Source organism: Lentzea sp. NPDC003310 (assembly GCF_040610935.1).
GTDB lineage: Bacteria > Actinomycetota > Actinomycetes > Mycobacteriales > Pseudonocardiaceae > Lentzea.
On the sequence record NZ_JBEXNC010000003.1, the window covers coordinates 404,072 to 416,547 of the forward strand.

At 66.4% G+C, this 12,476-nt stretch carries 15 protein-coding genes; all 15 read right to left on the bottom strand.

All coding sequences use genetic code 11. The annotated features are described in order from the left end of the window. Positions 1-60: 60 nt before the first annotated feature. The 15 genes from ABZX02_RS06985 to ABZX02_RS07055 all read right to left on the bottom strand — a co-directional run bounded on the left by ABZX02_RS06985 (position 61) and on the right by ABZX02_RS07055 (position 12,403). Positions 61-933 (bottom strand): hypothetical protein, encoded by an 873-nt coding sequence (locus ABZX02_RS06985; RefSeq protein WP_355295624.1) that lies wholly within the window; start codon positions 931-933, stop codon positions 61-63. A gap of 13 nt (positions 934-946) precedes the next feature. Then, positions 947-1,702: a hypothetical protein gene (locus ABZX02_RS06990; RefSeq protein WP_355295625.1), complete on the bottom strand. Its 756-nt coding sequence runs from the start codon at positions 1,700-1,702 to the stop codon at positions 947-949. Between the two features lie 89 nt (positions 1,703-1,791). Then, the gene (locus ABZX02_RS06995) at positions 1,792-2,193 is read right to left on the bottom strand and encodes a hypothetical protein (RefSeq protein WP_355295627.1); all 402 of its coding nucleotides are present in this window, start codon (positions 2,191-2,193) and stop codon (positions 1,792-1,794) included. A 785-nt stretch (positions 2,194-2,978) separates the two neighbouring features. Continuing rightward, on the bottom strand, positions 2,979-3,347 hold the full coding sequence (locus tag ABZX02_RS07000) for a DUF6355 family natural product biosynthesis protein (RefSeq protein ID WP_355295629.1): 369 nt from the start codon (positions 3,345-3,347) through the stop codon (positions 2,979-2,981). A 60-nt stretch (positions 3,348-3,407) separates the two neighbouring features. Beyond that, entirely contained in the window at positions 3,408-5,954 is a 2,547-nt protein-coding gene (locus ABZX02_RS07005) for a BTAD domain-containing putative transcriptional regulator (protein ID WP_355295631.1), read from the bottom strand. After that, positions 5,951-6,304: a hypothetical protein gene (locus tag ABZX02_RS07010; protein WP_355295632.1), complete on the bottom strand. Its 354-nt coding sequence runs from the start codon at positions 6,302-6,304 to the stop codon at positions 5,951-5,953. Before ABZX02_RS07010 ends, ABZX02_RS07005 begins: the two co-directional genes overlap by 4 nt. Before the next feature lie 18 nt (positions 6,305-6,322). Continuing rightward, the gene (locus ABZX02_RS07015; protein ID WP_355295634.1) at positions 6,323-6,742 is read right to left on the bottom strand and encodes a pilus assembly protein TadG-related protein; all 420 of its coding nucleotides are present in this window, start codon (positions 6,740-6,742) and stop codon (positions 6,323-6,325) included. Then, positions 6,739-7,182, bottom strand: coding sequence for a TadE/TadG family type IV pilus assembly protein (locus tag ABZX02_RS07020; protein WP_355295636.1), 444 nt, complete (start codon positions 7,180-7,182; stop codon positions 6,739-6,741). Before ABZX02_RS07020 ends, ABZX02_RS07015 begins: the two co-directional genes overlap by 4 nt. Next, on the bottom strand, positions 7,179-7,583 hold the full coding sequence (locus ABZX02_RS07025; RefSeq protein WP_355295638.1) for a TadE family protein: 405 nt from the start codon (positions 7,581-7,583) through the stop codon (positions 7,179-7,181). Before ABZX02_RS07025 ends, ABZX02_RS07020 begins: the two co-directional genes overlap by 4 nt. A 9-nt stretch (positions 7,584-7,592) precedes the next feature. Next, positions 7,593-7,778 carry a hypothetical protein gene (locus ABZX02_RS07030; RefSeq protein ID WP_355295640.1) on the bottom strand — a complete coding sequence of 62 codons (186 nt, stop codon included), beginning with the start codon at positions 7,776-7,778 and terminating at the stop codon, positions 7,593-7,595. Between the two features lie 39 nt (positions 7,779-7,817). Continuing rightward, positions 7,818-8,711: a type II secretion system F family protein gene (locus ABZX02_RS07035; protein ID WP_355295642.1), complete on the bottom strand. Its 894-nt coding sequence runs from the start codon at positions 8,709-8,711 to the stop codon at positions 7,818-7,820. After that, positions 8,708-9,592: a type II secretion system F family protein gene (locus ABZX02_RS07040; RefSeq protein WP_355295643.1), complete on the bottom strand. Its 885-nt coding sequence runs from the start codon at positions 9,590-9,592 to the stop codon at positions 8,708-8,710. The genes ABZX02_RS07035 and ABZX02_RS07040 overlap by 4 nt, the downstream gene beginning before the upstream one ends. Continuing rightward, positions 9,589-10,944: an ATPase, T2SS/T4P/T4SS family gene (locus ABZX02_RS07045; protein ID WP_355295645.1), complete on the bottom strand. Its 1,356-nt coding sequence runs from the start codon at positions 10,942-10,944 to the stop codon at positions 9,589-9,591. Before ABZX02_RS07045 ends, ABZX02_RS07040 begins: the two co-directional genes overlap by 4 nt. Continuing rightward, a complete protein-coding gene (locus ABZX02_RS07050; RefSeq protein WP_355295647.1) occupies positions 10,941-11,738 on the bottom strand; it encodes a chromosome partitioning protein in 798 nt (265 codons plus the stop codon). The genes ABZX02_RS07045 and ABZX02_RS07050 overlap by 4 nt, the downstream gene beginning before the upstream one ends. Further along, a complete protein-coding gene (locus tag ABZX02_RS07055; protein WP_355295648.1) occupies positions 11,738-12,403 on the bottom strand; it encodes an SAF domain-containing protein in 666 nt (221 codons plus the stop codon). The genes ABZX02_RS07050 and ABZX02_RS07055 overlap by 1 nt, the downstream gene beginning before the upstream one ends. Between the last annotated feature and the right edge of the window lie 73 nt (positions 12,404-12,476).

The following is a 12,476-nucleotide window of genomic DNA, read 5'->3' on the forward strand; positions in this document are numbered from 1 at the left end:
GTCTCCGTCCACATAGGTGTATCGATTGATCTGCTTGCCAAAGAGGGTTTGCGAGTTCGGTCAGCGGCAGTGGCCGGTGATCTGAACGAGATGAGCCATGTCCACGACGGGCCCCGCCCAGTAGGTAACGTGCGCCGGCTCATCGCCGATGCCCCAGACACAGAGCCGGAAGTCGGGGTCACTCGGGCAGGCCCACACTGACCTGTGACCAAGCCCGTCGGGTGCGGGATGCCCGTGTTCGTCGCAACGGTGGCTGTCGAGCGTGCCGCCCCAGCAGAGGCCTAGGTGTTGGACCGCGCGAACGTAGGGTGCGTCAAACGGCACGGCGTGCGATTCCTGTTGTGCAGCAGCCCAATTCGCGAGTTCATCGGGACTCAACGGCCGACGGGAGGTGATCAGGGCGCGGATGGCGCCCACGTCGGTGGGCCGGCCGTGGTCGCTGCTGTCCGCGAACGCGAACGAGCTCGGACTGCTGAACCACAACGTGATCCACTGCGGGCCGCGATGCCACCCGCGCGCATATCCACGTCGATCGGCCAGCTCGGTGATTGAGACTGGCGGCAACACGCCGTCCAGTCCCCGATCTGGACGAGGGGTCCACCTGTGCGCGCGAAGGTCTTCCTCAACGGTCGGATAGATCATGTCCGTGGTTTGGACCCCGGAGTAGCCGCCTGCCGCGCGACTCAGCGTGTCCGCCAGACCACCCATGCGTCCCATGACGTTGCGAAGCCCTTTGGCAGGCACGGGACTTGAGCTCAACGTGTCGTCAAGCAGATCTGCGACCTGGCAACGGAGGTTCCCCGCGAGATCGCTCAAGCTCGTGAGGCTGGCCGCCTGGAGTCGGTTCACCACCTCCAGGGCGCGGACGCGCTCGCGTTCCTTTTCAAGTTCCGCACGAAGGGCGTCATGGGCAGCTGAACTGTTGCGGGCCATCGCGAAACTTCTTTCAGGCGGCTGACTGGTAGCCCGTTCCCGGGCACGTGGCCAGATCGGGCAGGTAGGTGGTGCGGAACTCGTGCCACGCGCGCTCAGAGTTGGCACGAGCGTTGTTGCGGCCCTTGTCCAACCGGTTCGGGCCGCGTCGCTGCTCCGCTTCCTGGTTGAGCCGTTGACGGACCAACCAGGTCACGGCCTGCACCTGGTGGGCAGAGATGCGCTCACCCGCAAGTGCGGACAGCCGTTCCGCCGCGCGGTGATAGAGGCTCACCACGTGGTCGTAGTGCCGGCGAGCGATCGAGCCGTCTTTACGGCGTGACCCGTTCACGGGCGCCGATTCGTACTCCGCGGAAGTGAGCGCGCGGCCGTGCGCCACGGACAACGCGTGGCGGTCGATCACCACGCGCGGGTGATTCGGGTCCTGGTCCCCGCCGAACTCGATCAGGTGGGCGAAATCGCGGATCTTCGGGCCGCTGAGGATGTCCTCGTACCGCTCTCCGCCGAGAAGCCGATCCGCCGCGCGCTTCTGCCCGGTCGTGGCGAACATCCCGCAGCCAGGTCCACCGATCCCCTTGCCTTCACGCAGGACACGGGCAGCGTTCAGAACGTTGCCGATCCACCCTTGTTGCGGCGAGTAGATCGCGAGCATGCCGGCGCCGAGATGGGCGTTGCCGTCCGCGATCGCGGTTGCCACGTGGTGCGCGTCGGAGTACCAGCGCATCCCCTGTGCGATCTCGTCACGCGTGGCCTGGTTCCAGTGCCACACGATGTTCTGGTGGCCTACCGGATGCACCCGGAACCACGGGTGCGCATGGGTTTCAGGCATGGCAGCTCAGCCCCCGGAGTCCTCAGGATTCACGCCACGGACGGGGCAGGAACCGGAATCGACGTCATGGCAGCGAAATCGAAGATCGCGAGCTGGCCGGTTTCCGCAGCGAGCGTCAGCGCTTCGGACAGCTCTGCCGTCACCACCGACACGTCCAGGTAGACGCGACCGGTCATGGGGTCGCACCAGCCGCCGAGGACACGGCCCGGCAGCGAGAGGGCACTCTTCGACCGCGACACGTACTCGTGAATGTCGCTGCTGGTCATTCGACGTTCGTAGACACGCTCATGTTCTGGGTGCGCTGCCACCGCGTAACCGCAACGAACGTCTGAGCCGTCACGGGGATCAACGGAGAACCCGCCGTCCAGCACCGACAGAGCGTCCGCCATCGCGCTAATGCGGGCAGACCAATCGATCAGAGTCATAGTCATGGCAGCACTCCACTTGACAAGAGATTGGCTGAATGACGTAGCGATTCAGGGGCAGCGCAAATAAATGCTCAAAACTGATCGCTTCCATCGACACCAACAAGGGAGGCGCTGACCGAATCGAAAGGGCTCACTGGGACGTCGCGCCCCGGTCCTCACCCTCTCGCCTCAGACTGTTGACCTCTAGTCGTTGAGTCGACATGTAGAAGTACACACCTACGGTCAACACTTTGCAGCCCCCAATTTCGACTTCACCAAACGGCCCTCGCGTCCGCTGGCGATATCATCCGAACCGATCACAATCATTCAGCGAGCACACTTCGAAAAAATGCGAGCGCGCGAAATAAATCAATTCTCGGATGCGGATACTGGGGTACCAGGAGATGGTTCCCGTCGCAGTCAAAGCAGCCAAGGGATCAGAGGCACGAAGGTCGGCGGCCATCAAATCGACTGTTCAAACGCCTGTCGACCACCGAGTCGGGCGCTGCACGGGTAGCCCCGACACAGGCTTTGACCAGCAAACTCGCTACCCAGCGAGGCTTCCCGCCTAAAGGGAAGCCGGAGGGGAAGGTGCCGCGGAAGCCCCACCGGCACACGCATAGGCGTGGCGCCTCCATGACCTGAGCCACGGGAGGCGCCACGCCTATGAACGGAAATAAAAAAAGCAAAGGGCCACCGACACACCAACAACATTCACAACCCGAAGCGGCCAGCTAATCTCAGTCCGGTTCACTCGCATCATACAAGAAGCTCGGGCGACGGTGCCGAAGTTCGATTTCGAACCGCGATCAGACTCGGGGTTGCGAAACCGAGCACATCTGACTACCAGGGGGACCAATGACGTTCGGTGGCGTCTTGACATAGTAGGCGTTCACCACCCTTTGCCCGTCGGAGCGGTAGAACGGGTGCTGATGCCATGGCGCCACACACGCCGTTCCAGTGTTTCCTCCGCTCCAATGGAACTTGATGAGGATAAAGCTGTCATCGCAGTGGAAGTAGCGCGCCGTGAGTTCGCCGACGGGTTGGGGCAGCGGAACGAAACCGCAACCGGGCGACGGCATGAGGCTGGCAACAGCACCGGCCTCTTGAGGAGCGGTGACAGCTGCAGCGGCGAACATGGCCGCGGCGCTGAGCACGCTGGCGAGTCGACGGTTCATAGGAACTACTCCAATGCAGAAGTGGTTGGTAGAACTGGACAATCGGAGGGCAGTTGCGCTTCAGGACGCAGCGGCGTGATCGACCGCGTTTGCCTGCTGCCGGAGAAGTTCGGCGAGGTTGCACGTGTCGACGCTGGGTTCTTCGTCGAGCTCGCTGAGCGTGGCGGTCAGCAGGGCTAGCGTTCGGGGTACCGCGCTGTGCTGCCCCAGACGGGCTTGGGTGCGCATGATGTCGCGGTAGACACCTTCGTTGTACTGATCGAGCTCTCGTGCCCGTTCAAGCAGCAGGAGTTCGGTCTTGGGATCCGAGTGGCCGTGCTCACCGATCAAAGCGCCAAGGGCGTCCAGCACATCGCGGCGCGCGGACTCTCGAAGCGGTTCGAGCCACGGAGACGACAGGTCTTCAGCGAGGTCACCCGTGTAGAGGTCGACGGCACTCTGCAGCTGTCTTCCCTGAAGTGCTTGGCGGAACTGCCAGAGGTCCACTTCCACAAGTTCGTCGTTGAGCCGGTAGCGGCCGTCGTTCAGCACGAGGTCGAGCATCGCTCCATCCGTCGCGTCTGCGAGCACGCGGCGGAGCACGGACAACGCGTTGTGGAACGAGTTGTACGGGCGCGGCGGCCTGCTGTCGGGCCACACCGCCTCGTTCAGAGCTTCGCGTCGCGCGCCTTCCGGATGCAGTGCCAGGTGGACGAGGACTTCACGGTGCTTCGGTGTGAGCAGGCTGGTGAGCTCGCGGGTCTTGGCGTCCGCCTGCACGAACACGAGTCGGAACCGACCGAACACCTTCATCGACAGTCGAGGTCGCGCGGAAGCCATGGCGTCGGTGATGTGGTCCGCGGCAACGCACGCGCGAGGCTCGGGAACCGAGAGCCTCGGATCAAGGTCGGCTTGATCGCCGAGACTCGCCTCAGCCGCAACTTCGAGGTCGACTTCGGCCTCTCGAAGAACCTCGAGCAGGTCAGCAGCATCCGTGGCCGGCAAGTGGAACAACCGCGCACCGGCGAACTCGTCGCCGTTGCCCGAACTGGTGGCGCTCACCGTCCCGTCAGCTCGAACCGCGACCGTCACACCTGGGCGCCACCGGCCGAGGAGGATCCCGGCGAGACCGAGGGTGGATCCGTTGTCCAGCACTGCCTGAAGCCGACGTTCGGCGTAGGCGACGGGGCAGGCGACCAGGACGACGGCGGGCGTCGGCGTCCGCGGGCCTCCGCTTGCTCGACGTGCGCGAGTGAGCAGGGAGGCCTCCATCTCATCGAGCGCGACGTCCAGCGACGTAGCGACCTCCACGGCTTTCGGGAGGCGTTCAGCACCAAGTCCTTCGAAGAGCAGATGGAGGTCTTGGGCGGGCACCAGCACACGGAGGTTCTCGTGGCCCTGCTGCTTCGCCAGGATGTACAGGAGGAGCGCTCGAACTGCCGCGGTCGCGCCTGGTCCGGCCAACCCGATGCCGCGCGTGCTGGCGAGGTTCACGGCGAACTCGCCTCCTGACTTCGAACCGACCGCCGCGGGCACGACAAGAGGGCCGCCGTACGACTGGCCGTGCTGACCCTGATCGTTCTGGCTGGCGGCTTGCAGCGCGCGGACTACCGGAGCTGTCGGCCGGCGAAGGTCCGCACGGTCACCGCTGCCGAGCCGGTACTGCCGTCGCCGACGCATCTGCGTCGTCGCCAGCACTGCCGAGATCGCCCCCGCCAGACCGACACTCACGTACACGGCAGGCATCAAGTCGAGCCCAGGCACCGCTTGATCATCACGTGGCTCGGCAACCTGCTCCCTCGGGGGAGGCTCAGCGGATGTGCTCGGTGCCGTGCTGGCCGGCGGTGGGAGTTGCGGTGGCTGGATTCCCATCGGCTCCGGCACGTAGGCGGCGATCTTCCAGCCCGGTCGCACCAGGTCGGGATTGGTGAGGAAGTGCCCGTCCGCCTGTTCAACCCCGTGGTTGAGCTGGAAGAGCTCAGTCCAGCGGTCACCGCCACCCGGTCCGAAGACGCGTTCGGCGACCCTCCACAAGCTGTCGTAGATGCCGTTGTGCGGAAGGCGGATCTCGTCAACGACGCGCACGAGTCCAGGCGGAGCAGGCGCCGCACGGTCGACCACCAACTCGGTCAGCACGGGCAACACAAGGCCCGGCACCGCAGGTGCTACCGCTGAGACGGACGTCGGCTCGTGAAAGCGCACATCTGGCCCAGCAACAGGTGTGGTTGCCAGCGCGCGGTTGGTCAGGAGGGTCAGCACGACGGCACCGATGAGGGTGCCGGCGAGTGCTTGCAGCGGTCCTCGTGCCCGAGCTGCTTCCCAGGTGATGCCGCGGAGAGCATCGACGATCGAGCGGAGGACAGCAAGGGCGAAGCCGAGCCACGAGATCCAGCAGACGATCGCGAGCAGGTTGATGAAGAGCTGGCCGCTCATGGGGTTGAGCAAGATCGCCTGGGCTTCGTCCCACGTCGGGACGTGGTCCGGCAATGGCCAGCTGACGAAGTGCACCAGCGCCCATGGCAGGCCGACCACGAGCACGGACAACGCCGTGAGTGCCAGCAGTCCTCGCGCCGCGCGGGCACAAGCCAGCACTACGGACCTGAGAGCCCTCGCCGTATCGCTGCTCATGGCGCATCGTTTTCCTGCGGCGAAATGGGATCAGGCACGGTTGAGTCTGAAGAGGACGGAGCTGCTGTTCGCCGCTTGCGCCTTCCGCGGTTCGGCCTTCGGGCGCTGACGATCTGTTCGAGGTCAGTGGCAGAGGTGTCGACGAAGGCGGCCAGCTCCTCGACGGCGATCACGTCGTTGTGCTCCACGATCACGTCGCCGATCTGCTGGTCAATCTCACCGAGCCGATGGAGCACCACGGTGCGCTCGTGCGTGAGCTCGCCGACGAGCAGGGCGGCTTTCGTTCGCCTCGCGCTGCGAGCGGAGTCGGCTTCCTGGACGCGGCGGGCGATGTCGTCAGTCGTTGCCATCTCCGGTTTTCCTTCCTGCTAAGAGATTCCGCGTTGTGGTTGGGCTTCACCGCGACCGGTGACCGTGATCGTGTCGACGGCGAAGAGGCCGAGGAGCTGTGGACGTTGGTGGATCGTCACGGTCACGGAGACGGTGTTGTCGGTGACGGATACCGAGCCGGTGTGACGTGAGGCGGCAAGGTGGTTGTGGGCCGCAGCGGTGGCTCGGATCGGCAGGAGTCGGAGGGTGCCGTCAGCCCGGTAGGCGGCCAGGTCGATTTCCTGTGCTCCGGCGCGTGCAGCCTCCTGCGCCTGGCCCATCGCGCGGACCTTCGCCGCGAGCGCGAGTCCGCCGTCGAGGACAAGGCCGCCGAACGCGAGTACGGCGACCATGACGGTGACCACGTAGGCGGTGACCTGGCCGCGCTGGTCACTGCGTAGCCGTTCGAACGTCCTCATGGCGCGCCTCCTGGCGTTCCGCGCCAGGTGTCGACGACCGAGGTGAAGGTGCGGGTGAGGGTGCGGCTTCCGGGTAGTCCGAACCCCGACAGGTCGCTGAGGTCGACGGTGCACGAGATGGTCGCAGTCACCGTGGAGCCGGGCCAAAGTCCGGCGGTGTCGATCGTGACGGCCAGCGACCGGCAGGTGACGCCGGCGGCCGCGAGCGCCGAGGCGGCGGTCTGGTGGGCAGCGGCGGTGGCCTGGGCCGGTGTACGAGCTGCTGTTGCCGCTCGAACGACCTGGTGTGCGACGTCGCTGATCCGCACCTGCGTGGTGGCCAGCCGACCGCAGAACACCACGAACAGCAGCAGGAGAACCAAGAGTGGTGCTCCCAGAGCCAGTTCGGCTGCGGCAGAGCCTCGTTCGTCTCGAAGCCGCGCTCGTACCGAGGGGTTCATGGCGAGACCGCCGGTGTGAACCTCTCGACCGGGCCAACGGCTTCGGCGTGCACCGCGAGGGACAGGAACGGAACCACACTGACCGCCTTCCCGTGGATCTGGACTGTGGCTTGGGCTGGACCGCGTTGTGCAGAAACCGTGGCGCCGCGCAGGGTTCGGCTACCGAACTGTTCGAGCGTCCGTTCGCCCGCCGCTGTGCCAGCACCTTCGCTCCCGGTCAGGACACGTGTTGCGGACAGGCCTTGTGCCGCAGCGGCTTGTGCGATGTGGGCCGCGTGCATGTACAGCGCGAACTGCGCGATCATCAGGAACAGCAGGAACAACAGCGGTGCGGTAATCGCGAACTCGGCTGTGCCACTCCCTCGTTGGTCGAGGCGAGCGCGCTGGATGAGTTTGAGCATCGTCGTCCCCTACATCTCGATGCTGTTCGCCTTCTGGATGGCCTTCGCGACGATGACCGCCACGATCGCGATCGCCGCGGCCACTACCAGTGCGGTGGTCACGACGAATTCGGTCGAGTAGCCACGGTCGTCGCGGCGGGCCGTCTCCAGACCGGCTTCGAAGTAGAGGACGAGAATCTGGATCTCGATGAACATGAACCTCTCCTACCTGCGTTGATCTGCTGTTCTGGCTGTTTAGAGCCCTTCCAAGACGTTCAGCAGTGCCGGGAAACCGATGAAGATCAGGAACCCTGCGCACAGCACGACGACCGGCACGCTCATGCGTTCGGTGGCCGCCTGTGCCTCGGCCTCGGTGAGGGCGAGCTCTCTCGTGCGGAGAGCTCCTGCTTTCGCCGCCAGGCTGGCGCGGACGCGAGCTCCTTCGGTGCCGGCGAGGCTCACGGAAGCGGCGAGCTCGGTGAGCGGCTGCACGCCGAGCTCGGTGCCGAGCTGGCGCAGGGCGGCCCAGGGCGTACTCCGGGTGAGCCTGGCGGTCATCAGGGCGCGACGAAGCTGCTCGAACGCCCAGCCCTTGCCGACCGCAGCCGCCACGTTCAACGCTCCGTCGACACCTGCTCCGCCCGCCAGCAGGACCCGGATCAGGTTGAGGTAGGCAGACAACGCGTGCCGGAACGTCGAGCGTCGTTGCTTGGCTTCCCGACGGGCGTTGGCGTCGGGAAGGAGGAAGCCCCCGACCGCGAGCGAAACGCTTGCCAGGAAAGGGATCTGCCAACTGAGCCCTGCACCAGCGACCACGAACACCAGCTGTCCTAGCGGGGGCAGGAGGATTCCGATCACCGCAAGGGCGGCCTTTTCGGCCAGGTGGTCGTCAACGGCCTTGCCCACGACCGCGAGGTCATCTCGGAGCGCTTTGCCTGGCAGTCCGAGCGAGGACAGGGCGTTCACGAACGGCTTGCCGACGCCTGAAGCCCAGCCGTTGGCGCCGGCGGTGAGGATCGGTTTGGCGGTGGGCTCGGCCTGCAGCTGGTCGACCAGCGCTCGTAGCGACGGCCTCGGTGGGAAGATGTACGTCGCGAACGCCCACAGTCCGATCCCGATTCCGGCTCCCCAGAGCGCCATGCTGATCATGTCGTCACTCCCTTGCCGGATTCAGCCCTTCGGATCTCGTCCAGTTCCGTGAGAAACCGGTCCGGCTCGCGGAACCGCGAGATCTTGGCCATCCACGCGAAAGCCGTGGCGAACAGCGCGCCGACGACCAGCAACGCGAGCTGGCCGACCGGGGAGTCGAACGGGCTGAGGTAGTCGCGGTTGAACAGCACGAGGCCAGCGGCGAACACGAGCGTCGTGACGACGATGACCCGCACGCTGGTCCTGCTGCGGGCGCGCCCGGCATCGACGCGCATCCGCATCGTCGCCTGCTCCCGTGCCTCGACCGCGAGCTCGCCGAGCAGGTCTGCGAGCTGGCGGGCTTGGTGGTCGGAGGCCAGCACGAGCGCGGAGATGACCAGGTCCGCGGTCGGGTCGCGCAGCTGCTCGGCGAGTTCGCGGAGGCAAGATGCCAGTCGCTCGCCGCGTTCGAGCCTCACCGCGAGCGCGGTGATCTCGTCACGGACCGGGTCCGGGCAGGTGGACGCCGTGGCGATGATCGCCTGTTCCAGACCGGCCGCGGCCATGAGCGTGTCGCGGAGCATCTCCGTCCAGCCAGCGATCGCCTCGATTCGTTCGAGTTGCCGTTGGTGGTCAGCGTTCGAGGCGAGGATTCGTGGAAGCCCGAGCACCGCGGCCGCGCTCAGGACCGCACCCACCACCCAGCCGGTGAACATGCCCGTTCCGGTGCCGACGAGCAGCGCGATGGCGAGGCGACCGGCGATCGTCTGATCGAAGTGCACCGTGCGCCCGGCGGGTCGGACCTCGCCTTCAAGCCGGCCGCGCAGGCCGATGACGACGAGCAGGACACCAGCAGCCGCGCCAGCTGCCAACAGGGCAAGGAGAAGCGTGGTCGTGGTCATGGCGTCCACCAGCCGTCACGCCGGTCGCAGAGCTCGAGGTCGTAGCCGGCCTCGACGAGCAGTTCGACGGTGTCGGTTCGCAACGGCGCGGCCGGGACCGCGCGCCGATCCGGTCCTGGGCGCCAGCACTCGTTGCTGATGATCAGGGAGCCTTCGGCTCCGACCACCTCTCGCACGGACGACACGACACGCTTGCCCTCGTCGCCGCGAGGCTTGTCGAGGTGGACGACGAAGTGCAGCGCCGAGGCGACGAGGAGGTTGGTCGCCTCGATCGGCAGCCGCTCGGGTCCCTGAACTGCGTAGGCGGCGAGCTTCGTGAACGCGCCCTGGCTGGAGCTGGAGTGAAGCGTGCCCATCGAGCCGTCGTTGCCCATGGACATCGCGTTGGTCAGCGGGATGACCTCTGGACCGCGGACCTCTCCGACGATCACGCGATCCGGGCTCATCCTCAGCGACTGCCACACGAGGTCGGACATCGAGATGCCGCCTTGGCCCTCGATGTTCGGTTCGCGGGCCTGCAACGACACGACGTCTGGATGGAGGTCCGGGTCCTCGCCGAGGCCGAGTTCGAAGACGTCCTCGACCGTGACGAGCCGTTCCCACGGTGGAATGGCCGAGGCCAGGCCGCGGAGCATCGTGGTCTTGCCGATCGACGTGCCGCCGGTGACCAGGACGTTGCGGCGGGCCCGCACGAGGGCGGCCAGGAAGCTCTCCAGCGCCAGGTCGATGGTTCCGAGCTCGCGCAGCTGTGCGAGGTCCACCTTGGCGAAGCGGTGGCGGCGGATCGAGACCGACGGGCGTGCGGTGACGGCCATGACCGCGGAGACCCGCTCGCCGCCGGGCAGCTGGAAGTTCACGATCGGCGAGCCGCGGTCGAACCTGCGTTCCTCCACACCGGACCGGGTCGCCAGGTCGCGGATGAGCTCGATCAGCTCGGTGTCCGAGCCGACCACCGGCGGCAAGCGCTTGCGGGTGCCATCGGCGCACCTGACGAAGACGCGCTCGCCGTTGATGTTGATGTTCTCGATCTCGTGGTCGGCGAGCAGTGGTTCCAGACCTGCCAGGCCGAAGATCTCGTCCAGGACCTGTTTGATCAGGCGGAGCTCGACGTCCGGTGAGACCAGCATTCCGCCGGCCGCGGTGTTGTGGATCTCCGCACGGGCGTGGGCCTCAGCAGCGTCGGTGAGGATCGCTTCCGCAAACCGCCGACGGTCCTGCGCGTCCATCGGCGGTCGCCCAGCCGCTTCGTCGCCGCTGACTCGTTGGCCGAGTTGCTCGGTGAGCGTGCTGCGCAGGTGGCCGCGCAGTCGCTGCGCGGCCAAGCTGGTGCCGTTGAGGCTCGTCGAGGTCATGACAGGACTCCGTCTCGGCGAGGCCCGGCCGGGGTCAAGTGGTGGGCGGGATCTCGCGGCTGCGGCACTGAGATGTTCAGGTGCGTGTGCAGGTTCAGCGCGAGCTTGAGCGCTGCTCTGCCGATAGCGGAATTCTTCGGTCCGTTCCTGCCGTTTCCCTGACCGCACAGAGCTTCCGCGCCCTTCACGTCGTGCGGGATGTGCGCCATCACTGGGACGCGCAGCTCTTGGAGCACCTGGCTTGCGCTGAGGCCTCGGCCGACCAGGACCAGGCAGGGCCGCGGTGACCACTGCTGAGCGGCCTGGAGCTTCAATGCGGCACGGGCGAGTTCGTCCTCGTGCGGACGAACGACAAGCAGCATCGCGTCAGCACTGCGAATGATCGGCAAGGACGGCGAAGCCGGATCCACGCGCCCGCAGTCGGCGATCACGGCGGTATCCGCTCGGTCTCCGGCGAGCCGCAACGGCGACGACGAGCCGGTGGCCAACAGGCTCAGGGCCGCGCGGGCTTGCTCTGCCCCGACCGGTCCAGGAACCACTCGAAGTCCGCCGGGAAGGAACTGGGTGTGCTGGACGAGCTGGTCAGGGTCGATCTTGTCGCGGGTTCGAGTCGATGCGGCCAGGCTGACCAGGGTCGGATCGGGGCTCAGCCGGAACCTGGGGAGCAGATCCCCTCCCGCTGGGTCGGCCTCGACGACGATCGGGATCTCGGGGCCGGGCCAACGGGCGCCGAGCGCAACGGCGAGGGTGGTCGCGCCAGGAGAGGACTTCAAGGAGCAGATTGCGATGAGCATCAGCGGTTTCCTCCTGCGATAGCGAGCAGGCTCACCTGTCCGGCCGGTGCCTGAAGGAGCGCACGACCGTCCGATTCGGACATTCGCAGTGAGACGACGGTGGTCTGCTCGTTCTCACGGACCGAGACGCCGAGCACCACCGCGGTCCAGGACTTCGTCGTGACGTCAGGTGTCCCTTGCCCTGGTGCCAGCAGAACGGCAACGGTCGTGCCTGCTGCCAGGTCTGGAGGAAACTGCCCAGGCTTGAGGCCGACCGCGGCGATCGCCTTGCCCTGCTCGGGAACCTGGGGCTCGCCGAGCATCGACCGCGTCACGAGCGTCCCTTCCGGCAGGCTGTAGGCGAACGGCTGCCCCACGGTGGTTGGTGCGGCTGAAGCAACGACGACGTCCGTCCCCACGTCGACCGCGATGGCGATCGGCCGGAGGTCCTGTGCAACCAGGACTTGGCCGGCTGCAACGGGTCGGGCCAGGGCCAGCACGTTCTCCCTTTCCCCCAGCTCGGTTGCGAGGATCGCTCCGCCGAAGCCACAGGCGGGGATCAACGCGAGCCCCAGCACCAGATGCGGAATCCGACGTCGGCGGCCGATCCATCGCTTCGGCGGATTGCCGTCGCGTGTACCCCACGTCGAGGGTTGAGACGGCTGTTTGGTGGTGGTCGCGGTCATTGCGGGCCCCCTTTGGGCATGGCTCCATCGCGACACGTCGGTTCAGCTGTTCGACGTGCCTTGGACTAGCGGA

Bases quoted from the DNA above. Each gene is read 5' to 3' on its own strand.
- ABZX02_RS06985 (WP_355295624.1), bottom strand. From the start codon at position 933: ATGGCCCGCAACAGTTCAGCTGCCCATGACGCCCTTCGTGCGGAACTT.
- ABZX02_RS06995 (WP_355295627.1), bottom strand. From the start codon at position 2,193: ATGACTATGACTCTGATCGATTGGTCTGCCCGCATTAGCGCGATGGCG.
- ABZX02_RS07000 (WP_355295629.1), bottom strand. From the start codon at position 3,347: ATGAACCGTCGACTCGCCAGCGTGCTCAGCGCCGCGGCCATGTTCGCC.
- ABZX02_RS07005 (WP_355295631.1), bottom strand. From the start codon at position 5,954: ATGAGCAGCGATACGGCGAGGGCTCTCAGGTCCGTAGTGCTGGCTTGT.
- ABZX02_RS07010 (WP_355295632.1), bottom strand. From the start codon at position 6,304: ATGGCAACGACTGACGACATCGCCCGCCGCGTCCAGGAAGCCGACTCC.
- ABZX02_RS07015 (WP_355295634.1), bottom strand. From the start codon at position 6,742: ATGAGGACGTTCGAACGGCTACGCAGTGACCAGCGCGGCCAGGTCACC.
- ABZX02_RS07020 (WP_355295636.1), bottom strand. From the start codon at position 7,182: ATGAACCCCTCGGTACGAGCGCGGCTTCGAGACGAACGAGGCTCTGCC.
- ABZX02_RS07025 (WP_355295638.1), bottom strand. From the start codon at position 7,583: ATGCTCAAACTCATCCAGCGCGCTCGCCTCGACCAACGAGGGAGTGGC.
- ABZX02_RS07030 (WP_355295640.1), bottom strand. From the start codon at position 7,778: ATGTTCATCGAGATCCAGATTCTCGTCCTCTACTTCGAAGCCGGTCTG.
- ABZX02_RS07035 (WP_355295642.1), bottom strand. From the start codon at position 8,711: ATGATCAGCATGGCGCTCTGGGGAGCCGGAATCGGGATCGGACTGTGG.
- ABZX02_RS07040 (WP_355295643.1), bottom strand. From the start codon at position 9,592: ATGACCACGACCACGCTTCTCCTTGCCCTGTTGGCAGCTGGCGCGGCT.
- ABZX02_RS07045 (WP_355295645.1), bottom strand. From the start codon at position 10,944: ATGACCTCGACGAGCCTCAACGGCACCAGCTTGGCCGCGCAGCGACTG.
- ABZX02_RS07050 (WP_355295647.1), bottom strand. From the start codon at position 11,738: ATGCTCATCGCAATCTGCTCCTTGAAGTCCTCTCCTGGCGCGACCACC.
- ABZX02_RS07055 (WP_355295648.1), bottom strand. From the start codon at position 12,403: ATGACCGCGACCACCACCAAACAGCCGTCTCAACCCTCGACGTGGGGT.